We start from the raw sequence: 22,902 nt of genomic DNA, 5'->3' as shown, positions 1-22,902 counted from the left end.
CCTGAACTGGGACGGTGCTCGTTGGGCTACTTGGTGGCGGGTCCGCCGCCCGGGGGCGTCCCCGTGGGCGGGACATTCGGCAGCGGCTCCACGGACTGGGCCTGCGGCGACGTCGGATTGGACATCGCGGACGGCGGGGCGACGGCCGCCGACGGGTCCGGCGGGGGCTCCTGCGCGGGCACGGCCTGCACAGCGGTGCCCACGATGCGGATGCCCGCCCGGTCGAAGGCCCGCTTGATCCGCCAGCGCAGCTCGCGCGCCGTGGACAGCGCCTTGCCCGGCATCGTCTTGGCCTGCACCTGCACGATCATCATGTCCCCGGTCACCGAGTCCAGGCCGAGCACCTCGACGGGCTCCCACAGGACCTCGTTCCACGGCTCCTCCTTGGCCAGCTCCTCCGCCGCGCGGGTGATCACCTCGCGCACCCGGTCGAGGTCCTCGCCGTAGCCGACCTGCACGTCCACGACGGCGGTGGCCCAGCCCTGGCTCATATTGCCGATGCGCTTGACCTCGCCATTGCGCACGTACCAGATCTCGCCATTGTCGCCGCGCAGCTTGGTCACCCGAAGGCCGACCTCGATGACCGTTCCGGTGGCGACCCCGGCGTCGATGACATCGCCCACGCCGTACTGGTCCTCGAGGATCATGAACACGCCGGAGAGGAAGTCCGTGACCAGATTGCGGGCACCGAAGCCGATGGCGACGCCCGCCACACCGGCGCTGGCGAGCAGCGGGGCGAGGTTGATCTGCAGGACGGAGAGGATGGTCAGCGCCGCCGTGCCCAGGATCACGAACGAGGCCACGCTGCGCAGCACCGAACCGATCGCCTCGGAGCGCTGGCGCCGCCGCTCGGCGTTGACCAGCAGTCCGTCCAGTGCCCGGCCGATGGGAGCCGAGGAGGCGCCGCGCGCCATCCGCGCTATCAGCTTGGTGATCATCCGGCGGACCACGATCCGCAGCACCACCGCTATCACGAGGATGAGCACGATGCGCAGCCCCGCCGCCAGCCATCCCTGCCAGTTCTCGTCCACCCAGCTGGCGGCATTGGTCACCGACGTGTGGGCATCGTCCAAACTGGGCATCTCGGACGAGGGCGAGGGAGAGGGTGAAGCGGCGAGAACCATGGTCGGGGCGGACCAGGACACAAATCTTCCTTCCTTTCAGGGCGGCGGGCGTGGCCCGTCCGGCCGTCCAACCACACTAACCGGGGTCCGGGGGCGCATCCGGCCGTGCTCGGAGGGGATCCGGGGGTGTGGCTGAAAACACTCCAGATCCGTTACGCGGTCATGGTGGCGCCACGACCAGGGTGAAGGACACACTGGAGGAGATCGTCCCGGCGCGAGCCACGCGCCGCCGGCGTAAAGGAGGCATCCGTCGTGCCGCATGTTCTCGTCCTCAACGCGTCGTACGAGCCACTGGGCGTCGTGCCGATGCGACGCGCGCTGGTCCTCGTCCTCAACAAGAAGGCCGTATGCCTCGAGGAGTCCGGCGTCTTCATGCATAGCGCCACCTGCGCCGTTCCGGCGCCAAGTGTCGTCCGCCTGACCCGCTTCGTGCGGGTCCCTTTTCGTGGTCCCGTTCCGCTCACCCGTCGGGCGCTGTTCGCGCGCGACGGCGGCCGGTGCGTGTACTGCGGAGGCGTCGCAACCAGCGTCGATCACGTGGTCCCGCGCAGCCGAGGCGGCAAACACTCCTGGGACAATGTCGTGGCGGCGTGCCGCCGCTGCAATCACGTGAAGGCGGACCGCCACCTCGCCGAGATCGGCTGGCGAATGCGGCACCAACCCGCCCCGCCGAGCGGGCTCGCCTGGCGGATCATCGGCACGGGTCACCGGGATCCGCGCTGGATGCCATACCTCCAACCTTATGGAGCCGAGCACGCACTGGCCCGGATCGACGGCATATCCGCCTAGATCCGGGTTTTGTGTGTCCGGGCCCCCGTGGCCGCCCCAGGGCGGTGGCGGGGGCCCGCTCGCAGCGGTCGGCGAGATCTCTGTCCGCATGGGCTCGCGGGGTCCCCGGCGCGTGGCGACCGGGCGTCAGCGGCTGACCGCGTAGGCCTGGACGGAGTAGAGGGAGTAGCCGTACCGGGTGGCGCGCTGCTTGCCCTGGACACGCACGAAGCGGGTGCCGGGAGCGTCCATGCGGACGGACTCGGTGCCGCCGCGCCCCTGGCGGACCGTGGCCGCCGTGGTCCAGGTGCGGCCGTCGGGGGAGGTCCGGATCTCGTACGAGGAGGCGTGGGCGTCCTGCCAGCGCAGGACCACCCTGCCGATCCGTGCCGCCTTCGGCAGCTCGACCTGGACCCAGGCGTCGTTCTCGACGGGTGAGGACCAGCGGGTGCCCGGGTCGCCGTCGGTGACGGCGGCGGCGGGGAAGTCGGGGGTCTCGTCGCCCGACGATGCCGCCCTGCCGCCTCGGGCGAGGTCGGGGCCGCCGGTGCGCGGGTACGCGCGGACCTGGACATGCTCCTCGACCGTCCTGCCCCCGGCGTCGAAGCGGACGGGCACGGAGTAGTCACCGGGGTCGGTGCCCTTGGGCACGGTGACCTTCACGGGGACGGTGACCCTGCCGCCGCGCCGCAGCGTGACCGGGCCGTGGGCGTCGACCCGCATGCCCTTGGGCGCGCGGGCCGCGACCTTGCCCTTGGAGGCGTCGGCGCGGGTGGCATCGAGTTCGGCGTCCAGGGTCTGCGAAGGCCCGCCTATCTCCACGTCCACCCGGGACCGCTGGAGGGTGAGCTGGGCCGCCGGGGTGTCCGCGAACCAGGGGACGATCTCATGGACGGCGGGTGCCTCGGAGGTCCAGGACAGCCGGATCGCGTCGGCCTCGGCGCCCCGGGCGGAAAGCTCCGTCCAGTCGGCGCGAAGGCCGCCGAGGCGCCGCCAGCCGCGTCCGGGGACATGGGCCTCGACTCCCGCGTGCGGGACGGGGCCGGCGGCGGTGCCGTGGTCGGTGCCGGTGCCGGTGCCGGTGCCGGTGCCGCTGTCGGCGGCGGGCCCGGCGAGGACGGTCACCTTGTCCAGCGGGCGGGTGGTGCCGAAGCGCATGGTCAGCGTGCCGGGTCCGGAGGGGCGGTAGGCGGTCGCCGGGTCGCTGTCCGCGGCGGCGCCCGCGCCACGCCCTCCGCGGACCTCGGGGCGGACGGTGTCGTAGGAGCTCGACGCCGCGCGGCCGTCCCCGTTCACCCCCGTCCAGCGGTTGGCGGCGCTCAGGGCCCGCTCCAGGAAGGGGCCGAGCACGCCCTCGCCGACGGTGGCGCGGGAGCGGTTCAGCTCGCGCTTGACGCGCAGGAGCGCCAGCTGGGACTTCCAGGCGGCCGCCCCGTCACCCCGTCGCTGGGCCGTGAGCATGTCGACGGCAGTGCGTCCCGCCTCGCCGTAGCGGCCGAGCTGGTCGAGCCAGGGACCGAGTTCGCGCGCGAGCGGGCCGGACAGGCGCCGGGGCGCACGGGCCATGTCCTCGAACGCCGAGCGCAGCGCGGAGACATCGCCGCCGGGGCGCTGGTACGCGGTCCAGAAGTCGTCGATCAGGGGGACCAGGTAGGCGGACTCGCGCCGGTCGAGGGCGGAGGAGGCGCTGTTGCGGGCGAGGACGGACAGGGCGTCTGCGGAGCCGTCGCCCGGGTGGCTGTCGGAGCCGTCGCCCACCTCGCGAAGCGCCGCCTTCCACGACGGCCCCGGCCGGTAGGCGCCGGGGTTCCAGGCGTAGTCGGCCGCCGTGAACAGGGCCACCCGGGAGGCCAGGGGCTCCTCCATGGCATTGGCCATCAGCCCGGCGGAGGTGGAGGCCACGGCCGGGTCGCGGCCGGTGTAGGGGCCGAGGAAGACCCGGTCGTCGGCGAAGTCGTTGACCGGGTAGTTGTCCATGGTGACCAGGGGGTGGCCGAGGATCTCACGGGTCCTGGCGATCTCGCCGCCGGTGATGGTGCTGGGGACGACACCCACGCCGGTCCACGCCACCTCGATGCCCGGAGCGAGGGCCTTGGCCAGGGCGGAGCGGTACGGGGTCCTGCCGTCCTGGTAGTACTCGGTGGGCAGGACGGACAGGGCGGGCGCGCCGCGGTGCCGGGCGGCCAGCCGTGCGGCGATCTCGTTGGCCACATGGGCCTGGGCCTCGGCGGCCGCGGCCGGGCCGGTCCTGTAGGCGATCCGGTCGGCGCGGCAGTGCCACTCGTCGTAGGAGACGTCCGCGAACTGGAGCTGGAAGGCGCGCACGCCCAGCCGCCACAGCGACTCGAACTTGGCGGTGAGCGCGTCGAGATCCTTGTCGGACCAGAAGCACAGCTGCTGTCCGGGGGAGACCGCCCAGGCGAGGACGACATGGTTGCGGGCCGCCCGGTGGGCCAGCTCCCGCAGCCGCGCCGCCTGCACCCGCGGGTAGGGGGCGCGCCACTTGGCCTGGCGGTACGGATCGTCACCGGGAGCGTAGAGGTAGCGGTTCTGCTTGGTGCGGCCGAGGAAGTCGAGCTGGGCGAGGCGCCGGGCCTGCGTCCAGGGCTGCCCGAAGAAGCCCTCGACCGTGCCGCGCACGGGTGTTGACGGCCAGTCCGCGACCACGACTCCGGGGAACGAGCGGTGCGAGGCGAGTTGGCGCAGCGTCTGGGCGGCGTGGAAGGTGCCCTCGGCGTCCGCGCCGGACAGGGCCACCGCATCGCGTGCGCCCGTCCGGCCGGTGGCCAGAGCGTATCCGCCCGCGGGCAGGTCGGCGGGCTTGGACGCCTTCAGCGAGCGCAGTACCCGGTCGGCGCCGGGGCCGTCCACGTAGACCAGGAGGCCGCTCGCGGGGACCGGCCCATCGGGTGCGGCCGTGCGCACGCTCGTCGCGCCCGCCGAGCGCAGGACGGACCGGATCGTCTCCACGGCGTACCGGTCGGCGTCGGGGTCCGCGAAGACCGTGGCCGTGCGGGGAACGGGCACGGAAGCGCCCTGACGGCGCAGCGACTGCGGCTGCGGGCGGACGTCGGGGCCGGGTGACGCGGCGGGTGACGCGGCAGGGGGTGCGGCGGGTGACGTCGCCGGGGATGCGGCGGGTCTGGGAGGCGCGGCCGTGGGCTCCGCCACGGCCGCCGGGGTTCCGCTGATCACGGCCGCGACGAGGGCTGTCGCACCGGCCGCCGCCACCGACCTGCGTCGCCGGATGTGCACACGGCCTCCTCGCGGCGTACTCGTGGGGACTGGTGAAGCGGCTCGAGCCCACCACCGCGCCGGCCCGGTGTCAACGAGACTGTGCGCTATGCCCGAAATGAGCTTGAGGATTTCGTGATCCCGCTGTGACTAAGGTGTAATCATGGCCGAACCCCATGAGCTGACGATGCTGGAGCAGGCCGCGGCCGTCCGCGCGGGCGAGTTGTCGCCCGTGGAGCTCACCGAGCACTACCTGCGGCGGATCGAGCGGTTCAACGGCGCCGTGGGCGCCTATCTGACCGTCACCGGGGAGCGCGCTCTGGCCGAGGCCCGCCGGGCGCAGCGCAGGCTCAGGGAGGGCGGCCCGCTTCCGCCCCTGCTCGGTGTGCCGCTGCCGGTGAAGGATCTGACACCCGTCGAGGGAGTGCGGCTGACCTATGGCTCGGGCGTCTTCGCCGACCACGTGGCCGACATCGACACCCGGCTGGTGGAGCTGTTGCGCGAGGCGGGCACGGTGATGCTCGGCAAGACCAGCACCCCCGAGTTCGGGCTGCCCGCCTACACCGAGCCGGGCTTCGCGCCGCCGGCGCGGACCCCCTACGACCTCTCCCGTGGCGCGGGCGGCTCCAGCGGCGGTGCGGCCGCCGCCGTCGCCACCGGCCTCGCTCCCGCCGCCCACGGCAGTGACGGGGGCGGATCGATCCGTATCCCGGCGAGCTGCTGCGGTCTGGTCGGGCTCAAGACGAGCCGCGGGCGCATCAGCAACGCCCCCTTCGCGGACGTGAGCGGGCTGGCGGTGCACGGGCCGATCGCCCGCACCGTGCGGGACACGGCGGCGCTCCTGGATGTGATGGCCCGCCAGGAGCCCGGCGAGCCCACCTCGCTGCCCGCGCCCGACCGCCCGTTCCTGCGCTGGGCCGAGCACGCCCCCGGTCGGCTGCGGATCGCGCGCTGGGCCGAACCCGACCCCGCGGGTGTCACGGTGGCCCCCGAGGTGCTCGACGCCTACGAGAAGACCTCCGCGCTGCTGGCGGAACTCGGCCACGAGGTCGTCGACATCGCCCAGCCCCTCGCCCCCGGCGACCGGGACCCGTTCACCCCCGTGTGGGCGGTCCTGGCCGCGCTGGCGCCCGTCGCCCCGGAGCGGGAGAGCGAGCTGATGCCGCTGACCCGCTGGCTGCGCGCGCGGGGCCCAGCGGTGACCGGGGTCGGCTTCGCCACGGCGATGGCCGCCCTGCAGGCGGTGGGGCGCAAGCTCACGGAGGCGGTGGCGCCGTACGACGCCGTGCTGACCCCGACCCTCGCCCAGTTGCCCGCTCCGGTGGGCTCGCTGCGCGACGACCGGGACCCGGCCGCCGACTTCGAGGCGCAGATCGCATTCACCCCGTTCACGGCGCCGTGGAACATCGCGGGCCTGCCGTCGGTCTCGCTGCCGCTGGAGCGGACCGGCGAAGGGCTGCCGGTGGGCATGATGCTCTCCGGCCGGTTCGGCGGGGAGGGGCCGCTGCTGGCTCTCGCCGCCCAGTTGGAGGCCGCTCGTCCCTGGCCGCTGCTCGCCCCGGATCCGAGATGACCCCGTGGCACCCCGCTCGCGCACGGGTGCACCGCGGGTGTGCTCCCGCTGTACCGGGAGTCGATTTCCGGACGTCAATCACGCTTTCGGCGTGATCTGCGACACCTCTGCGGCGCGTTCACGTCTGGCGGCGTCCCCACGGGGTAACGGATCTGTGTCCGACCGATGCCGAGCCTCATGGAGGCCAGCGTGGCCGTCCTCGCCGAGCCACTCAAACTCGCCCTCGACGCCTGTGGCGCCGAGGGTTCCAGCACGACCGGGTTCTCCGAGCCCCCGCTCACGGCTGAGCCCTTCCTCGCCGAGGACACACCCCTGACCAGTGAGCCCCCCATGGCGGCGGAGCCCGCGCTGACCAGTGAACCCGCAGTCGTAGGAGTCACCGCGGACCCGTTGGAGATCTGATGGGCGAACCCGGCGAGCGGTCGGCCGACGTCGCCGCCCTGGCAGCCAAGCACGGTGTGGACAGCACGTACGAGCCCTCGCCGGGCAGGATCGTCCGGGTGCCGGAGGACACCGTGGTCTCGGTGCTGGCAGCGCTCGGTGTGAACGCGAGCTCCCCCGACGCCGTCAAGCACGCCCTCGACCAGCACGAGCGGCGGACGGCGGAGCGGTTGCTGCCGGTCTGCACCGTGCTCCGGGAGGGCCTGGAGCCGGGGCTGAGCCTGCCCGCAGGGGTCCGCGCCGAGGTCGAGACCGAGGACGGCAGGGCCCTGCCGCTGTCGGCGGGCCTCCCGCTCGGCCGCCACATCCTGCACGCCCGCCTCGGCAGCCGCACGGCCGCCGCCCCGCTGATCGTCGCTCCGCGCAGGGTGCCCTCGGCGCACGGCCGCTCCTGGGGCTTCATGGCGCAGCTGTACTCCGTGCTGTCCACCCGCTCCTGGGGGATGGGCGATCTCGGCGACCTCGCCGATCTGGCGGCCTGGTCGGGCCGCGGCCTCGGAGCCGGATTCGTGCAGATCAACCCCCTGCACGCCGCCGTCCCCGTGCCGCCCGCCGACCCCTCGCCCTACCGTCCGTCCTCGCGGCGCTTCCCCGACCCGGTGTACCTGCGGGTCGAGGAGATCACCGAGTACGCCTTCCTCGACGCCGACGGGCGCCGGCAGGTCCATGAACTGGCGGGCCGCGCCGCCGAGTTGCGCGACGGTGTGCTGCACGACGACGCGCTCATCGACCGTGACGCGGTCTGGGAGCTGAAACGTGCCGCCCTCGAACTCGTACACCGTGTCCCGCTCTCGCCCGGCCGCCGCGCCGCCTACTGCGACTACCTCGCCGAGCAGGGCCAGGCCCTCGACGACCACGCCACCTGGTGCGCCCTCGCCGAGATCCACGGCCCGAACTGGCGCTCCTGGCCCGCGGGGCTGCGCGACCCCCGGGGCCCGCAGGTCGCCCGCGCCCGCACCGAGAACCTCGACCGCGTCGACTTCCACTGCTGGCTCGCCTGGCTCACCGACACCCAGCTCGCCGCCGCCCAGCGCGCCGCCAGGGACGCCGGGATGGCCGTCGGCATCGTCCACGACCTCGCCGTGGGCGCCCACCCCGAGGGATCCGACGCCTGGGCGCTCCAGGACGTGCTCGCCTCGGGCATGTCGGTGGGAGCGCCCCCGGACGCCTTCAACGCCCGAGGCCAGGACTGGGGACTGCCGCCGTGGCGGCCCGACGTCCTGGCGGCCACCGGCTACGCACCGTTCAGCAACCTCCTGCGGGGCCGGCTGCGCAACGCGGGCGCGCTGCGCATGGACCACGTCATGGGTCTGTTCCGGCTCTGGTGGGTGCCCGAGGGGCGGCCACCGACCGAGGGCGCCTATGTCCGCTACGACGCCGAGGCGATGCTGGGTGTGCTCGCCCTGGAGGCGCACCGCCATGGCGCCCTCGTCATCGGCGAGGACCTCGGCACGGTGGAGTCCGGCGTGCGCGAGAAGCTCGCCGACCGGGGGGTCTACGGCACCTCGGTGCTGTGGTTCGAACGGGACTACGGCTCGGAGGGTGCGGACGGCGACGGCCCGCCCCTGCTGCCGGAGGAGTGGCGCGCGGACTGCCTGGCCGCCGCCACCACCCATGACCTGCCCAGCACCGCCGCCCGGCTGACCGGCGAGCATGTGGGGCTGCGCCACCGGCTCGGACTGCTGACCCGCCCGCTCGAGGAGGAGCAGGCCGACGACGCCACCGAGGTGGCCCAGTGGCTGGCCCTGCTCGGCCGGCTGAGCCTGCTGCCCGAGGGCGCCTGCGACGAGGAGGGTGTGGTCAAGGCGATCCACCGGTTCCTGCTGCGGACCCCGGCGCGCCTGGTCGGGGTGTGGCTGCCGGACGCCGTGGGCGACCGCAGGCCGCAGAACCTGCCGGGCACCTGGGACCAGTACCCGAACTGGCGCCTGCCCCTCGCCGACCCGGCCGGCCGCCCCCTCACTCTGGAACAGCTCGCCGCCTCGCCCAGGCTCTACTCCCTGGTGGAGGCGGTGACCTGCGGCTTCGCCTCCGGATAGGCGAAATGCGGCCCCCGGCCGCGCGACCGGCGGACCCGTTCGCTACGTTTGGACCGTGGTCAACAAGAACGCCCTGCGCGCCGGTGCGGTCTCCGCCGGTACGACGCTCATGCTGCTGATGACGTCCCCCGCCTTCGCCCTCGTGCGCGACGACGGCGACGACCCGGGCTCCGGCCTGAGCGTCGCCCAGACGCTGGGCCTCTTCGTGGGCATCCCGGTGCTGGCGTTCGCCGTCATCGCCGGACTGGTGATGCTGCCCTCCATGGGCAAGAAGAAGTAGCACCCGCCGACAACGAGGCCGGGCCCCGAGGAGATCCCGGGGCCCGGCTTTCGCGCGCGCCGGCTCGGCCGGCCGCGATGGATCAGGCGCGCGTCAGGCGGGGCGCCCGCCCGCCGCACGGTCCGCGGCCTGCGCCCGCAGCGCCCTGGCCACGCCGTCGCGGGACTCCACGACCAGGCGCCGCAGCGCCGGCACCGGCGCCGCCGACTCCAGCCAGGCATCGGTGGCGTCCAGCGTCTCCTGCGAGACCTGCAACGACGGGTACAGACCGATCACGATCTGCTGCGCCATCTCGTGGCTGCGGGTGTCCCACACATTCTTCAGGGCCGCGAAGTACTTGGCCGTGTAGGGGGCCAGCAGCTCGCGCTGGTCGGTCTGGACGAAGCCGGCGATGGCCGCCTCCTGCACCGCGTTCGGAAGCTTCTCGCCCTCCACGACCTGCGCCCACACCTCGGCCTTGGCCTGCGGCGTCGGCCGGGCGGCACGGGCCGTCCGGGCGTGGCGCTCACCGGCCGAGGTCGGGTCGCGCTTGAGCTCGGCGTCGATGGTCGGCTCCTCCGCGTGGCCGGTCGCGGCCAGGCGCTGCAGGAGCGACCAGCGCAGCTCGTCGTCGACGGTCAGGCCCGCGACCGACTGCGACCCGTCCAGCAGGCCGGCGACCAGGTCCAGCTGCTCGGGGGTGCGGGCGGACGCGGTGAACGCGCGCGCCCAGGCCAGCTGGTGGTCGCTGCCCGGGGCGGCCGACCTCAGGTGCTCCAGCGACGCCTCGGTCCAGCGGGCCAGGCCCTCCTCGCGCCAGGCCGGGTCCGCGTAGAGGTCCAGTGCCAGCTTGACCTGCCGGTGCAGCGACTGCACCACACCGATGTCGGACTCGCGGCCGATGCCGTGCAGCACCAGCTCCAGGTAGTCGCGTGTGGCCAGCTCGCCGTCGCGGGCCATGTCCCACGCGGAGGCCCAGCACAGGGCGCGCGGCAGGGACTCCTCGAAGTCGCCGAGGTGCTCGGTGACCGCGGCCAGGGACCGCGGGTCCAGGCGGACCTTGGCGTAGCTGAGGTCGTCGTCGTTGAGCAGGACGACCGCCGGGCGGGGCCTGCCCACGAACTCGGGCACCTCGGTGAGCTCGCCGTCCACGTCCAGCTCGACGCGGAAGGTGCGCACCAGCTTGCCGTCCTTCAGGTCGTAGGCCCCGATCGCGATGCGGTGCGGCCGCAGCGTCGAGGTGCCCTTGGCGCCCGGCGGCAGCGCCGGAGCCTCCTGCCGGACCGCGAACGAGGTGAGGACTCCCTTGTCGTCGGTGGTGATCTCGGGCCGCAGGATGTTGATGCCCGCGGTCTCCAGCCATGTCTTCGACCAGGACTTCAGGTCGCGGCCGGAGGTCTCCTCCAGCGCGCCGAGCAGGTCGGACAGGCGGGTGTTGGCGAAGGCGTGCCGTTTGAAGTACGTCTGAACGCCTGTGAAGAACTCGTCCGTGCCGACATAGGCGACCAGCTGCTTGAGCACCGAGGCGCCCTTTGCGTAGGTGATGCCGTCGAAGTTGACGAGGACGTCGTCGAGGTCGCGGATCTCCGCCATGATCGGGTGCGTGGAGGGCAGCTGGTCCTGCCGGTACGCCCAGGTCTTCATAGAGTTGGCGAAGCTGGTCCACGACTGCGGCCACCGGCTGCCCGGGGCGTCGGCCTGGCAGGCGATCGAGGTGTACGTGGCGAACGACTCGTTCAGCCACAGGTCGTTCCACCACTCCATGGTGACCAGGTCGCCGAACCACATGTGGGCCAGCTCGTGCAGGATGGTCTCCGCCCGCGCCTCGTAGGCCGCGTCGGTGACCTTCGAACGGAAGACGTACTGGTCGCGGATGGTGACCGCGCCCGCGTTCTCCATGGCGCCCGCGTTGAACTCGGGCACGAACAGCTGGTCGTACTTGGCGAACGGGTACGGGTGGTCGAACTTCTCCTGGAACCAGTCGAAGCCCTGCCGGGTGACCTCGAAGAGCGCGTCCGCGTCGAGGTGCTCGGCGAGCGAGGGACGGCAGTACAGGCCCAGTGGCACCCTCTGGTCACCGTTGACGTACTCGCTGTGCACCGAGTGGTACGGCCCGGCGATCAGCGCGGTCACATAGGTCGACAGACGCGGAGTCGGCTCGAACCGCCAGACCCCGCCGGCCGGCTCGGGCGTGGGCGAGTTCGAGACGACCGTCCAGCCCTCGGGGGCCTTCACGGTGAACTGGAAGGTGGCCTTGAGATCCGGCTGCTCGAAGCTCGCGAAGACCCGGCGGGCGTCCGGGACCTCGAACTGCGTGTAGAGGTAGGCCTGCTTGTCGACCGGGTCGACGAAGCGGTGCAGACCCTCGCCCGTGTTGGTGTAGGCGCATTCGGCGACGATCTTGAGCTCGTTGCTCCCGGCCAGGCCCGGCAGCGCGATCCGGCTGTCCTGGAACACCTCGGCCGGATCGAGCACGGCACCGTTGAGAACGACCTCGAGCACGGTCGGCGCCACCAGGTCGATGAAGGCGGACGCGCCGGGCTCGGAGGCGGAGAACCGGACCACGGTGGTGGACCGGAAAGTACCGCCCTCCTGGGCACCTGTGAGGTCGAGGTCGATCTCGTACGAGTCCACGGTCAGCAGGCGCGCCCGAAGCTGCGCCTCTTCGCGGGTGAGATTCGTGCCTGGCACGGTCGGCAACTCCTTCGTCGTGACGTGCTCGCCATACTTCCACGCGAGCGGGGCGGGTGCTCGGAGAGCACCCGCCCCGCCTACCAGCAGGTAGGTCAGCCGTTGACCTTCTTGATCAGGACGCTGCCCGCGCCCGCGGCGGTGCCGCGAGCGTTGAGGATCCGGACCTCGCCGAAGAACTGGCGTCCCTCGGGTGCCGCCCCGTTGACCAGGACCTCGGCGGAGACCGGGGCGGACTGGCCGTTGGAGAGCTTGACGGTCTTGGACTCGTCCACCTTCACCTCACCGAGCGAGGACGAGAAGAACACGTCCCGGTAGTCGTAGTCGGTGCTGCCCGCCGGGACGGCGTAGCCGATGACCTCGAAGGTGTAGGTGCCCGCGGCCGGGTCCTTCAGGCTGACCGCTTCCTCCGAGTCCCCGTCGGCGGAGGAGCCGACGAGCGTGCCGTCGCGGTAGACGTTGAGGTCCAGGTCCGCTCCGGAGTCGGAGGTGCCGCCGATGGCCACGTCCAGGCGGGAGGCGCCGGCGCCCAGGACCAGGGTGCTCGTCCTGGTCTCGCCCTCCTTGATGGACGGACGGCTCGCGGCGGCGGAGCCGAGGGCGCCGCCCTTGAGCTTGCCGTCGATGGCGGCGAAGTCGTTCTTCACCGTCCAGCCGACCGGAGCCGGGGTGCCCGGTGTGGCCTCGTCGACCGTCTTGACGGCCGGGTCGAAGGACACACCGAGGACGGAGGCGCCGAGGGTGTACTGGTTGTCCAGCACGGGCGAGGTACGGCGCGACTCGACCTCGATCTCCCACACGCCCGGAAGCGGGGAGGCGTAGGAGCGCAGGTCGGGACGGCAGGTGTTCGCCGGGTTGTCGTAGTTCGGGTAGCACAGCGGCGTGGAGGTGGGGTCCACCGGAACGCCGTAGGGGTTGATCGCGATGAAGCGGGTCTGGCTGCCGGTGGCCAGTCCGCCCATGCCGATCTCCAGGGACTTGGCGCCCGCGGGGACCTTCACGAAGTAGGACTTGGTGCTGTTGCGCTGCACCGTGCTCGTCCGGGTGAAGGTGTACGACGGCTTGGCCAGCGGGGTGGAGACCACCACGGTCGCCAGGATCTGGTGGTCGACGCCGCCGGTGGCGTAGTCGTCCACGTCGAGGATGGCGCTGTGGATGCCCGCGCCGCCCTTGGCGGTGACCTTGACCTTGACCGGCTGGTTCAGCGGCAGGGTCACGGAGCCGGGGCCGGCGAGCTTGAACGAGCCGTCGTTGTTCTCCCAGGACAGGCTGTGCCTGACCGGGCGGTCGGGACCGGAGGTACGGGTGATCGCGACCTCGTAGGACTTGGACTCGTTCGGCTTCAGATCGCTCTCGCGGTCGTAGATGCCGGTGCCGGTGTCAGGGGTCTTCAGGAACTGGGACAGGGCGGTCCTGACCGGGGCCTGCACCGAGTAGGTGTTCGCGGAGACGCCCTCGCCGATCAGGTCCCAGGCCTCGTTGATGTCGATGAGACCGGAGCCCTGCTCGTACGCCTGGTGGCCGGGGATCTTGTGCGCGGTGCTGATCAGCGCCGTGCGCAGCTTGGCCGGGGTGAGGTCGATGTGCTTCGCCTTGGCGGCCGACAGCAGCAGGGCGGCGGCGCCGGTGGTCTGCGGCGAGGCCATCGAGGTGCCCTGGAGCATGCCGTAGCCCGGCGGGAGCTGGTAGCCGGCCTCGGCCACCGGGGCGCCCGGCTCCCAGGTCGGGATGGTGTTGATCGACGCGCCGGGCGCGGTGATCGTCGGGGTGAAGCCGCCGTCCTCACGCGGGCCGCGCGAGGAGAAGGGGAACATGGCGTACTTCTTGGCGACCTGCGATCCGTAGTTGGCCGCCCAGGTCTCCTTGGACACCGAGGCGCCGACGCTGATGACCTTGTTGGCCAGGCCGGGATCGCCGATGGTGTTGGCACCCGGGCCGCTGTTGCCCGCCGAGATGATCAGCTGGACACCGTAGGTGTCGATCAGGCGGGTGTAGAGCTCGGAGCGGGCGTTGTTGCCGTCGTTGAGCGCGGGCAGGCCGCCGATGGACATGTTGACCACGTCCACACCGCGGTTGACGACGAGGTCGATCATGCCCTCGGTCAGCGCGACGTTGGTGCAGCCGCCGCTCCAGGTGCAGGCGCGGGAGGAGACGAGCTTGGCTCCCGGCGCGGCACCGTTCATCCTGCCGCCGAACAGGCCGTTGGCCGCGGTGATGCCCGCGACGTGGGTGCCGTGCTCGGACTCGATGACACCGATGTTGACGAAGTCGGCCTTCTTGCCGACCCAGGGACCGCCGAACGGGTCCATCGGCACGTCCTTGCGGATCTGCACGACGAACGGGATCTGCTCGGAGATCGCGGTGTCCGGGTTGTCCTTGCCGAAGTACCCGATCCGGTAGCCGTCCTTGTACGGCTTCATCTCGGTGTCGTCGCCGAAGTCGGCGTTGTCGTCCAGGTCGACCCGGACGGTCCCGGCGGCGGCGTCGTAGAGCACCGCCCACGAGTCGGTGGTGTCGCCGTCGCGGTTGAGGTCGCCGGCCATGTCGCCACCGGTGGTGGCGCTCTCCTTGAACAGCGAGATCAGGTAGTCACCGTTCGGCGCGGTGTAGGTGCGCTTGTTGAAGGTGAAGCTGGAGCCGGAGACCGCGGTCACCATGGGGCGCCAGGTGGCGTCACCGTCGACGATCGGGTCGGTGGCCGTCACCCAGTCGACGATCTTGCGCTCGCCGGTGGTGGTCTTCTGCAGCGCCGGGTGGCCGAGGTCCACACCGGAGTCCAGGATGCCGATGGTCACGCCGCGGCCGTCGGCCTCGGGGTGGTCGTGGACGAAGTCCACCGCGCCGGTCTCGAACGCCGGCTGGTACGGGTTCTTGGCCGGGGTGTCCTTGCCGGGGCCGGGGTAGGCGGCCGATTTCTTCCCCTTGTGGCGGGCGGCCTTGGTGGAGTCCGCGCCGGGCGTCGGGTCGGGAACCTTGATGACCTGCTTGAGGTCGATCCCGTGCACCGAGGAGAGTTTGCTCGCCGCGGCGATGGCCCGGTCCGCCCTGGCGGTCGGGACGGTGGCCCGCACGTATCCGAGCTTGTCGTACACACGGCCCACCGAGGCACCGGAGTCGTCCAGTCCCGCGGCCACCTTCTCGGTGGCGCCGGGGGCGGTGGCGATCATCATGGTGATGTTCTTGTCGCCCTTGGCCTTGGCCTTGGCGAGCAGGTCCGCGTCGGAGGATCCCAGCTTGTCGCCGGCCTCCTTGGCGGCGGGCGCCGGGGCGGCGTTGCCGGGGTGGGCGAACGCGGGAAGGGGGGCGATCGCGCCGAGCGCGGCCACCAGCCCGGCGCAGAGCGCGACACGAGATATTCGTCTGCGCGCACTTCGGTTAGTCAGCATCGGCATCCTTGGTCGGATCAGTGCCATCGGACGACCGCTCACATTTATGGATGACCCGTGTGCTTTGCCAGGGGTTTACGTGCAGAAGTGAACGGTTGGCGGTAACCCGCCAATGGCGTAGCACGTGATTCCGGCATAGCCGCATGAAGCGGTCGAGGTGGCGGGCGGCTCACGGCCGCGGGAACTCCCGCCCGGTATGCCCGGATTCATCCTTCTCGGTGACGTGGTCTCCGCGGGGAAGTGGACGCCCGGCGAACGCTTCACAAAGGGCGGACACCCGTCCGGTTCGTCGACAGGCGATCGGCGTCCGACGTTCCGGAGGCGTTCAGTCGCAGGCCACCCCCGGTGCCAATCCTTCCAGTGAACGTGACCGCTCGTCATGTCCGCGACCACGGCTACCGGGGGATTTCCCATGGCTGACACCACATCTGTCGGCACCTCGAACGCATTCAACAGGCGCCGCTTCCTCACCGCCGCGGGGGCCACCGCCCTCGCCGCGGGCGGTGGCGCCGCCGTCGCCGAGACCGTCTCGGGCAGCCGCGCCGACGCCGTCCCCGCCCGGCCCGCCGCCGCACGCGAGGCCGTCGAGGGAGCCTTCGACGCGAGCCGCCCCTCCAACGCCGGGACCACCCTCTCGTCCGTCTCCACCCTCCCCGGCGGCAGCGGATACCGGCGGCTGAGGCCCGGCCCCGGCTGGTCCCTGGTCGTCCGCCCCGACCTCGCCGCCCCCAAGTCGGGCCGCGAGGACCGCCGCCGCGACCTCGCGTGCTTCGTGCAGTTCACCGACCTGCACCTGGTGGATGTGCAGAACCCGCTGCGCCTGGAGTACATGCGCGCCGACACCGCGAGCGCCTGGAGGCCCCACGAGGCGCTGACCGTCGCCGGAGCGGCCTCGCTCGTCGAACGCGTCAACTCCCTCGGCGGGGGCCCGCACACCGGCCACCCGATCGGCTTCGTGATGACCACCGGCGACAACTGCGACAACAACGCGCGCGTCGAGCTGGAGTGGTTCCTCACCGTCATGAGCGGCGGCCGGATCACCCCCAACACCGGTGACCCCAAGGCGTACGAGGGCGTGCAGAACAGCAACAACCCCATGTACTGGCACCCCGAGAGCGCCCTGCGCGACCAGGACAAGAAGCGCGGCTTCCCGCGCATCCCGGGCTTCCTCGGCGCCGCGATCAGCCCGGTGCGCAGCCCCGGCCTGCGGATGCCCTGGTACTCCACGGTCGGCAACCACGACGACCTGCCGCTCGGCTGCTTCACCCCGGCGGGCAAGGTGTTCCGCGACAGCGCCACCGGCCACAGGAAGCTCCAGGACGTCCCCGCCGCCGAGGCATCGCAGCTGTGGGCGGCCATCAAGAAGGACCCCAGGCAGGCGTCGGCCATGTACCGGGACTTCCTCACCGGCAAGTCCCGCAAGACGCGCACCGTCACCGCCGACCCGCGCCGGGCCCCGTTCACCCCGCACGACTACCTCAAGGCGCACCTCGACCCGCGCTTCGCCGGGGCGGGACCGGCCGGCCACGGCTACACCTCGGCCAACCTCGACGGCGACCGCCTGTACTACGCCTTCACCGTCGCCGACGGCGTCATCGGCATCAGCCTCGACACCACCAACCGGGGCGGCCACTTCGAGGGATCGATCGGCACCGACCAGATGCGCTGGCTCGAGCGGACCCTCAAGGCCCACAAGGACGCCCACGTCCTGGTCTTCAGCCACCACACCAGCACGAGCATGAAGAACCTGCGTACCGACCCGGCCCGGCCGAAGGAGAAGCGCCACGGCGGCCAGGAGCTCGTGACGTTGCTGCACGCGTACCCGAACGTCGTCGCCTGGATCAACGGCCACACCCACAAGAACCAGATCACCGCGCACCCGCACGCCAACCCGGCCCGCTCGTTCTGGGAGGTCAACACCGCCTCCCACATCGACTATCCGCAGCTCGCCCGCGTCATCGAGCTCGTGGACAACGGCGACGGGACGCTGTCGATCCTCACCACGCTCATCGAGTCCGCCGCCCCGGTCCGCACCGACTTCGGCGACCTGTCGTCCGTGGGACTGGCCTCCCTCTACCGGGAGTTGTCGTACAACGCCCCCGGAGTGCGCACGGGCCTGGCCGGCGCCCCCAAGGACCGCAACACCGAACTGCTGGTCAAGCGCGCCTGATCCGGCCGGCGCCCCACCGGGGTGCCACCGCCTACAACTCCATGGGCCCCCGGACGGTCCAAGGCATACAACTCCGCCCGAATCCGTCCCAGGAGCTTCGCTTGCCCAGGCGTACACACACCAGCATTGCCGTCGCGGCCGCCACCGCGATGTCCGGCTTCCTCGTCCTCCCGGCGCACGCCGCCACCTCCGCGGCCGGGGCGGACGAGGGAGTGCCGGACCTCGCCGTCTCGGCGCTCGTCGACGCCGATGTGAAGCTGGGCTCCACCCAGGTGAACCGCTTCACCGTCACCAACCACGGCACCGCGGCCGCCGACGGCCTCGTGGTGCGCATCAGGACGACACCGGGCCTGAAGTACACCGAGCGGCTGGAGGGCTGCAAGTACTCCAGGGTGAAGGAGCCGCAGGACCACATGGTCGACGAGGCGCTGTGCACCATCGACACCGTCCTCGCGCCCGGCAGGAGCTACGACTTCGCCCCCGTCGGGGTCAAGGTCGAGCCGAACGCCCTGATGGAGCTCTTCGACGTCGACGCGCGGGCCGAGGGCGACCCCCGTGAGCCCGACCCCAACGACAACCACCGCAGGCAGCGCCTGGACGCCGACAGCAGCGCAGACCTGCTCGCCGTGGGCGACTCCGCCAAGGGCAGGCCCGGTGACACGGTGGGCGTCACCGCGAAGCTGCGCAACCAGGGGCCGGGCTGGGTGGGCATCAGCGGTACCGACGACCAGCCCGCCCTGATGGTCGTCGTCCCCAAGGGCACCACGGCGGTCGAGGTGCCCAAGGACTGCTACCCGTGGAACATCGACGGCCCGGGCGGCCCCTCCGCGCCCGGCAAGCCCCAGTACATCTGCGCGGCGCTGCCCCGCTTCATGGAGGCCGGCTCGACCTACCCGTTCCCGTTCGAGCTGAAGATCGGCAAGGGCGCCGAGGACACGCGGGCGAAGGTGTGGGCCACGACGGTGTACGGCGGGAAGCTCGCCTTCGACAAGAACCACGCCAACGACCAGGCGTTCCTGTCCGTCGACGTGCGGGGCTCCGGTGGCACCGGCGGCTCCTCGGGCGGCGACGGGGGCAACGACCCGCATCCGCAGACCACGGGAGGCGACTCCTCGGGCGGCTCCGGGTCGTCCGGTTCATCGGCGTCCGGTTCGTCGGGCTCCTCGGCCTCGGGCAGCACCGGCGGTTCCGCCTCGGCGTCCGGCACGTCGTCCGGTTCCTCGTCCGGCTCGTCGTCCTCAGGAGGTTCGGGCGGGCTGGCGCACACCGGGTCGAGCGGTATGCCGTTGATCGCGGGGATCGCCGCCGCCGCGACCGCGCTCGGCGGCGGAACCCTGTTCGCGGTGCGCCGCCGCCGGAAGGGCAGCGATTCCTGAGCCCGTGAGCCCGTGAGCCCGTGAGCTCGTGCGCCGCTGAGCCGCCGAGCCCGCGGGTCCGCTGCCGCGCCTACCGCGGCAGCGCCACCACGAGCGCGGCCGGGGGCCGGTCGGCCGAGATCCGCAGGGCGGTGTGGACGACGGCCGCCTGGAGTTCGGGCGCGTCCCGCAGTTTCTCCGGTGTCACATAGAGCACGCACAGCCCGAGCCCTTCGAGGTGTTCGCGCCTGCGTGACTCCTCGTGCCAGTCCTCGTCACCGAAGCCGGGGGCGCGTACGTCGATCTCCAGGGTCACTCCCTGGTCCGGCCAGTACGCGTCCACGGCGGCGAGGAAGGTGCCGTCCGGCCGGTACAGCGAGACATTCCACAGCGGGTCCGGCAGGCGGCCCGCCCTCACCAATTCGTATACGTGGTCCTCGGCGACAGCGCGGCCGGCGGCGACGGCGGCGTCCATCGCCTCGGCGATCGTCGGCCGCGCCAGGAGCCCGGCCGCGTCGAGTTCACGCAGCACGGCGGAAGGGACGCAGCGCCCGCTGCGCACCGCCTCGACCAGCAGGTCGCGCACGAGGTCGATGTCGTCGAGCACCGCCGCCGCGTCGGCGAGCGCCCGGGGGATGGGCGCGCAGGCCAGGCCCATGATCTCGTCCGGGTTGGGCAGTGTCTGGCTGCGCAGGATCCTGACCTGTCCCGCGTCGCGCAGCCTGCGCTGGTGGGGCACCAGGACGTCGATCACCTCGAGTTCGCCCACCGGGGGCACCGAGGACAAGCGGTGCAGGGCGAGCGCCGCGAGTCCCGTGACCATCGCTGGCCGCTGCGCGGGCACCCGGCTCGAGGAGTGGCCCGCGTACAGCAACGCCGCCTGCAGCCGTTGCTCGTTCGTCGGTGGACCCGGGTGGAGCAGGTACACCTTTGGCAGCAGTTGCTGCCACGGCCCGCCGTTGCGGCTGCGGTCCGCGATCAGACCCGCCGGGACACCGTGCTCCTTGAGCTGACGCTCGGTCAGGACGGAACGCTGGACATTGCGCCGCTGCTGGAGGGGGAGGGCGCGCAGGGGAGTGTTGTGTGCCATGTCGGCAGACTTGCCCCACGCTCCCTTCCCGCGAACCGTTGTTACACAGTCGTCGACAATTCAGGACATCGAGGAACTAAAGGTTCGAACGTTCGATGCCGAGTTGGGGGCGGTCAGCCGACGGGGTGATCGCACTGCTGTGCCCGCAGCGCGCGTGCCAGGTCGTCCCTCGCCTCGAGCACCAGCCGGCGCAGGGACGGGACCGGCGGCGCCTGCGCCAGCCAGGCGTCCGCGAGTTCGAGCGTGGACGGCGAGATCTGGAGCGACGGGAAGAGCCCGGAGACGACGCGCATCGCGATCTCGATGGTGCGAGTGGACCAGATCCGTTCGATCACCGCGAAGTACTCCCGTGCGTAGGGTGCGAGGAGTTCACGCTGACCGGGCTGGTTGAACCCGGAGATGACCGCCTCCACCAGCGCGTTGGGCAGCTCGTCCGACTCCACGACGCTGCGCCACGCCTGCGCCTTGACCTCGGCGGACGGGCGCGCGGCCAGGCAGCGGGCCTGGTGGCGCCTGCCGGAGGCGGTGTCGTCCCGGGCGAGCTCGGCCTCGATGGCCGCCTCGTCGGCCACCCCCCGCGAGGCCAGCGCCTCCCGGAACGTCCAGCGCAGTTCCTGGTCGACCTCCAGGCCGTCGATCTTCGCGCTGCCGTCCAGCAGCCCGTTCAGCAGGCGCAGGTCGGACTCCGAGCCCGCCACGGCGGCGAAGAACCGGGCCCAGGCCAGCTGGTGTCCGCTGCCCGGCTCGGACATGCGCAGCTCGTGCACGGCGCCCGCCGCGAGCTGCCGCCCGCCCTCCACGCGCCAGTCCGGGTCCGCGTAGTGGTTCAGCGCCGTCTGGGCCTGCTGGTGCAGGGTCTGGAGCACACCGATGTCGCTCTCGCGCCCGGCGAAGCGCAGCACCATGCCGATGTAGTCGCGAGCGGGCACCAGGGCGTCCCGCGTGAGGTTCCACAGCGCCGACCAGCACAGGGCCCGCGCCATCGGGTCCGCGATGTCCCCCAGGTGGGAGCGCAGCGTCTCCAGCGACGCCTCGTCGAAGCGCATCTTGCAGTACGTCAGATCCTCGTCGTTGACCAGGACGAGGTCGGGGCGCTCGGCGCCCGCGAGGTCGGCGACGACGGTGCGCGGCCGCGCCACGTCGGTCTCGGCCCGCCCGGTCCTGGTGATCGAGCCGTCCGTGCCCCGCCGGTACAGGCCGACGGCCACACGGTGCGGACGAAGCTCGGGGTGGGAGGCGGTGGCCTCCTGGAGCACGGCGACCTCGGTGACCCGGCCCGAGGAGTCCAGGAGCACCTGGGGGGTCAGCGCGTTGGCCCCCGCCGTCTGCAGCCACGCCCTCGACCAGGTGCTCATGTCCCGGCCCGAGGTCTCCTCCAGCACCGAGAGCAGGTCCTGCAGCGTGGTGTTGCCGTAGGCGTGCCGCTTGAAGTAGCGGCGCGCGCCCTCGAGGAAGGCGTCCCGGCCGACGTAGGCCACCAGCTGCTTGAGCACCGAGGCGCCCTTGGCGTAGGTGATCCCGTCGAAATTGAGCTTGGCGTCCTCCAGATCCCGGATGTCCGCCGTGATCGGGTGCGTCGTGGGCAGCTGGTCCTGCCGGTAGGCCCAGGCCTTGCGGCGGTTGGCAAAGGTGATCCAGGCGTCCTTGAACCGGGTGGACTCCACCGTCGCCAGTGCGCCCATGAAGTCGGCGAAGGACTCCTTGAGCCACAGGTCGTCCCACCACCGCATGGTGACCAGGTCGCCGAACCACATGTGCGCCATCTCGTGCAGGACGACCCCCGCCCGGCCCTCGTAGGAGGCGTCGGTGACCTTGCCGCGGAAGACGAACTCCTCGCGGAAGGTGACGCAGCCGGGGTTCTCCATGGCGCCGATGTTGTACTCGGGCACGAACGCCTGGTCGTACTTCCCGAACGGGTAAGGGTAGTCGAAGTTGTCGTGGAAGAAGTCCAGGCCCTGCTTGGTGACGGTGAAGATGTCGTCGGCGTCGAAGTGCTCGGCCAGCGAGGCCCGGCACAGCGCGCCCAGCGGGATCTCCAGCCGTGAGCCGTCGGGCAGGGCACGCGCGTAGCTGTCGCGCACATAGTGGTACGGGCCCGCGACGATCGCCGTGAGGTACGTCGAGATCGGCTTGGTGGGAGCGAAGCGCCGGACGGCGGCGTCCTCGCCCACGTCCTCCGGCTCACCGGTGGCGGCCTCGTTGCTCAGCACCGTCCAGTGGGAGGGTGCGGTGACCGTGAAGGTGAACGGGGCCTTCAGATCCGGCTGCTCGAAGTTGGCGAAGACCCGGCGGGCGTCGGCGGGCTCGTACTGGGTGTAGAGGTAGGTCTCGTCGTCCACCGGGTCGTGGAACCGGTGCAGGCCCTCGCCGGTGCGGCTGTAGGCGCAACTCGCGTCGACCACGAGCTCGTTGGACTCGGCGAGGCCGTCGATCGCGATCCGCGAGCCGTCGAAGACCTCGGCCGGGTCGAGCGCGCGCCCGTTGAGGGTGACCGCGTGCACGGCCGGGGCGAGCAGGTCCGCATGCGTCGACGCCCCCGGCTGCGAGCAGCGGAAGCGGATCGTCGTGACCGACCGGAACGTGCCCGTCGACCCGTCCGGCTCGGGCCGCGCCGCCGACCTCAGATCGAGAGCGACGTCGTACGCCTCGACGTCGAGCAGGCGCGCTCGCTCGCGGGCCTCGTCGATGGTCAGGTTCTGTCCCGGCACTCGTGGCTCCCGTGTTTTCGCTGGTGGGGTTGCAATGCTGACATCTTCCGCCGTCGGCGTCGCG

13 protein-coding genes are annotated in these 22,902 nt (G+C 71.9%); 7 read left to right on the top strand and 6 right to left on the bottom strand.

Annotated elements, in window-relative coordinates; genetic code table 11:
• Positions 1 to 26 precede the first annotated feature (26 nt).
• The gene (locus IEY86_RS02110; RefSeq protein WP_189129755.1) at positions 27 to 1,124 is read right to left on the bottom strand and encodes a mechanosensitive ion channel family protein; all 1,098 of its coding nucleotides are present in this window, start codon (positions 1,122 to 1,124) and stop codon (positions 27 to 29) included.
• 252 nt (positions 1,125 to 1,376) lie between these two features.
• On the opposite strand from IEY86_RS02110, the gene IEY86_RS02105 reads away from it, so the two are divergent.
• Positions 1,377 to 1,913 (top strand): HNH endonuclease, encoded by a 537-nt coding sequence (locus tag IEY86_RS02105; RefSeq protein ID WP_189129681.1) that lies wholly within the window; start codon positions 1,377 to 1,379, stop codon positions 1,911 to 1,913.
• Between the two features lie 126 nt (positions 1,914 to 2,039).
• On the opposite strand, the gene IEY86_RS02100 is transcribed toward IEY86_RS02105, so the two are convergent.
• Positions 2,040 to 5,147 carry a glycoside hydrolase family 84 protein gene (locus IEY86_RS02100; RefSeq protein ID WP_189129680.1) on the bottom strand — a complete coding sequence of 1,036 codons (3,108 nt, stop codon included), beginning with the start codon at positions 5,145 to 5,147 and terminating at the stop codon, positions 2,040 to 2,042.
• Positions 5,148 to 5,289: 142 nt separating this feature from the next.
• Between IEY86_RS02100 and IEY86_RS02095 the strand changes: the two genes are divergently transcribed.
• The 4 genes from IEY86_RS02095 (at position 5,290) to IEY86_RS02080 (ending at position 9,459) form a co-directional block, all read left to right on the top strand.
• A complete protein-coding gene (locus IEY86_RS02095) occupies positions 5,290 to 6,699 on the top strand; it encodes an amidase (RefSeq protein WP_189129679.1) in 1,410 nt (469 codons plus the stop codon).
• A 177-nt stretch (positions 6,700 to 6,876) separates the two neighbouring features.
• Complete coding sequence (locus IEY86_RS02090; protein WP_189129678.1) at positions 6,877 to 7,101, top strand: hypothetical protein; 225 nt, start codon at positions 6,877 to 6,879, stop codon at positions 7,099 to 7,101.
• Positions 7,101 to 9,179, top strand: coding sequence for a 4-alpha-glucanotransferase (gene malQ / locus IEY86_RS02085; protein WP_189129677.1), 2,079 nt, complete (start codon positions 7,101 to 7,103; stop codon positions 9,177 to 9,179). Before IEY86_RS02090 ends, malQ begins: the two co-directional genes overlap by 1 nt.
• 55 nt (positions 9,180 to 9,234) lie before the next feature.
• Positions 9,235 to 9,459, top strand: coding sequence for a hypothetical protein (locus IEY86_RS02080; protein ID WP_189129676.1), 225 nt, complete (start codon positions 9,235 to 9,237; stop codon positions 9,457 to 9,459).
• Between the two features lie 93 nt (positions 9,460 to 9,552).
• Here IEY86_RS02080 and pepN (IEY86_RS02075) read toward each other — a convergent pair whose 3' ends face one another.
• Both pepN (IEY86_RS02075) and IEY86_RS02070 read right to left on the bottom strand, forming a co-directional pair.
• A complete protein-coding gene (gene pepN, locus IEY86_RS02075) occupies positions 9,553 to 12,129 on the bottom strand; it encodes an aminopeptidase N (protein WP_189129675.1) in 2,577 nt (858 codons plus the stop codon).
• Between the two features lie 95 nt (positions 12,130 to 12,224).
• Positions 12,225 to 15,515 (bottom strand): S8 family serine peptidase, encoded by a 3,291-nt coding sequence (locus tag IEY86_RS02070; protein ID WP_229698080.1) that lies wholly within the window; start codon positions 15,513 to 15,515, stop codon positions 12,225 to 12,227.
• 412 nt (positions 15,516 to 15,927) lie between these two features.
• Between IEY86_RS02070 and IEY86_RS02065 the strand changes: the two genes are divergently transcribed.
• Both IEY86_RS02065 and IEY86_RS02060 read left to right on the top strand, forming a co-directional pair.
• Positions 15,928 to 17,685, top strand: coding sequence for a TIGR03767 family metallophosphoesterase (locus IEY86_RS02065; RefSeq protein ID WP_189129673.1), 1,758 nt, complete (start codon positions 15,928 to 15,930; stop codon positions 17,683 to 17,685).
• Positions 17,686 to 17,786: 101 nt separating this feature from the next.
• The gene (locus IEY86_RS02060) at positions 17,787 to 19,061 is read left to right on the top strand and encodes an LPXTG cell wall anchor domain-containing protein (RefSeq protein WP_189129672.1); all 1,275 of its coding nucleotides are present in this window, start codon (positions 17,787 to 17,789) and stop codon (positions 19,059 to 19,061) included.
• 70 nt (positions 19,062 to 19,131) lie between these two features.
• On the opposite strand, the gene IEY86_RS02055 is transcribed toward IEY86_RS02060, so the two are convergent.
• A complete protein-coding gene (locus tag IEY86_RS02055; RefSeq protein ID WP_189129671.1) occupies positions 19,132 to 20,130 on the bottom strand; it encodes a hypothetical protein in 999 nt (332 codons plus the stop codon).
• A 113-nt stretch (positions 20,131 to 20,243) separates the two neighbouring features.
• The gene (gene pepN, locus IEY86_RS02050) at positions 20,244 to 22,838 is read right to left on the bottom strand and encodes an aminopeptidase N (RefSeq protein ID WP_189129670.1); all 2,595 of its coding nucleotides are present in this window, start codon (positions 22,836 to 22,838) and stop codon (positions 20,244 to 20,246) included.
• Between the last annotated feature and the right edge of the window lie 64 nt (positions 22,839 to 22,902).

This window comes from Wenjunlia tyrosinilytica (genome assembly GCF_014646055.1).
Lineage (GTDB): Bacteria > Actinomycetota > Actinomycetes > Streptomycetales > Streptomycetaceae > Wenjunlia > Wenjunlia tyrosinilytica.
Note: the sequence above shows the minus strand (reverse complement) of the source record. Positions and strands in the feature narration are given on the sequence as shown.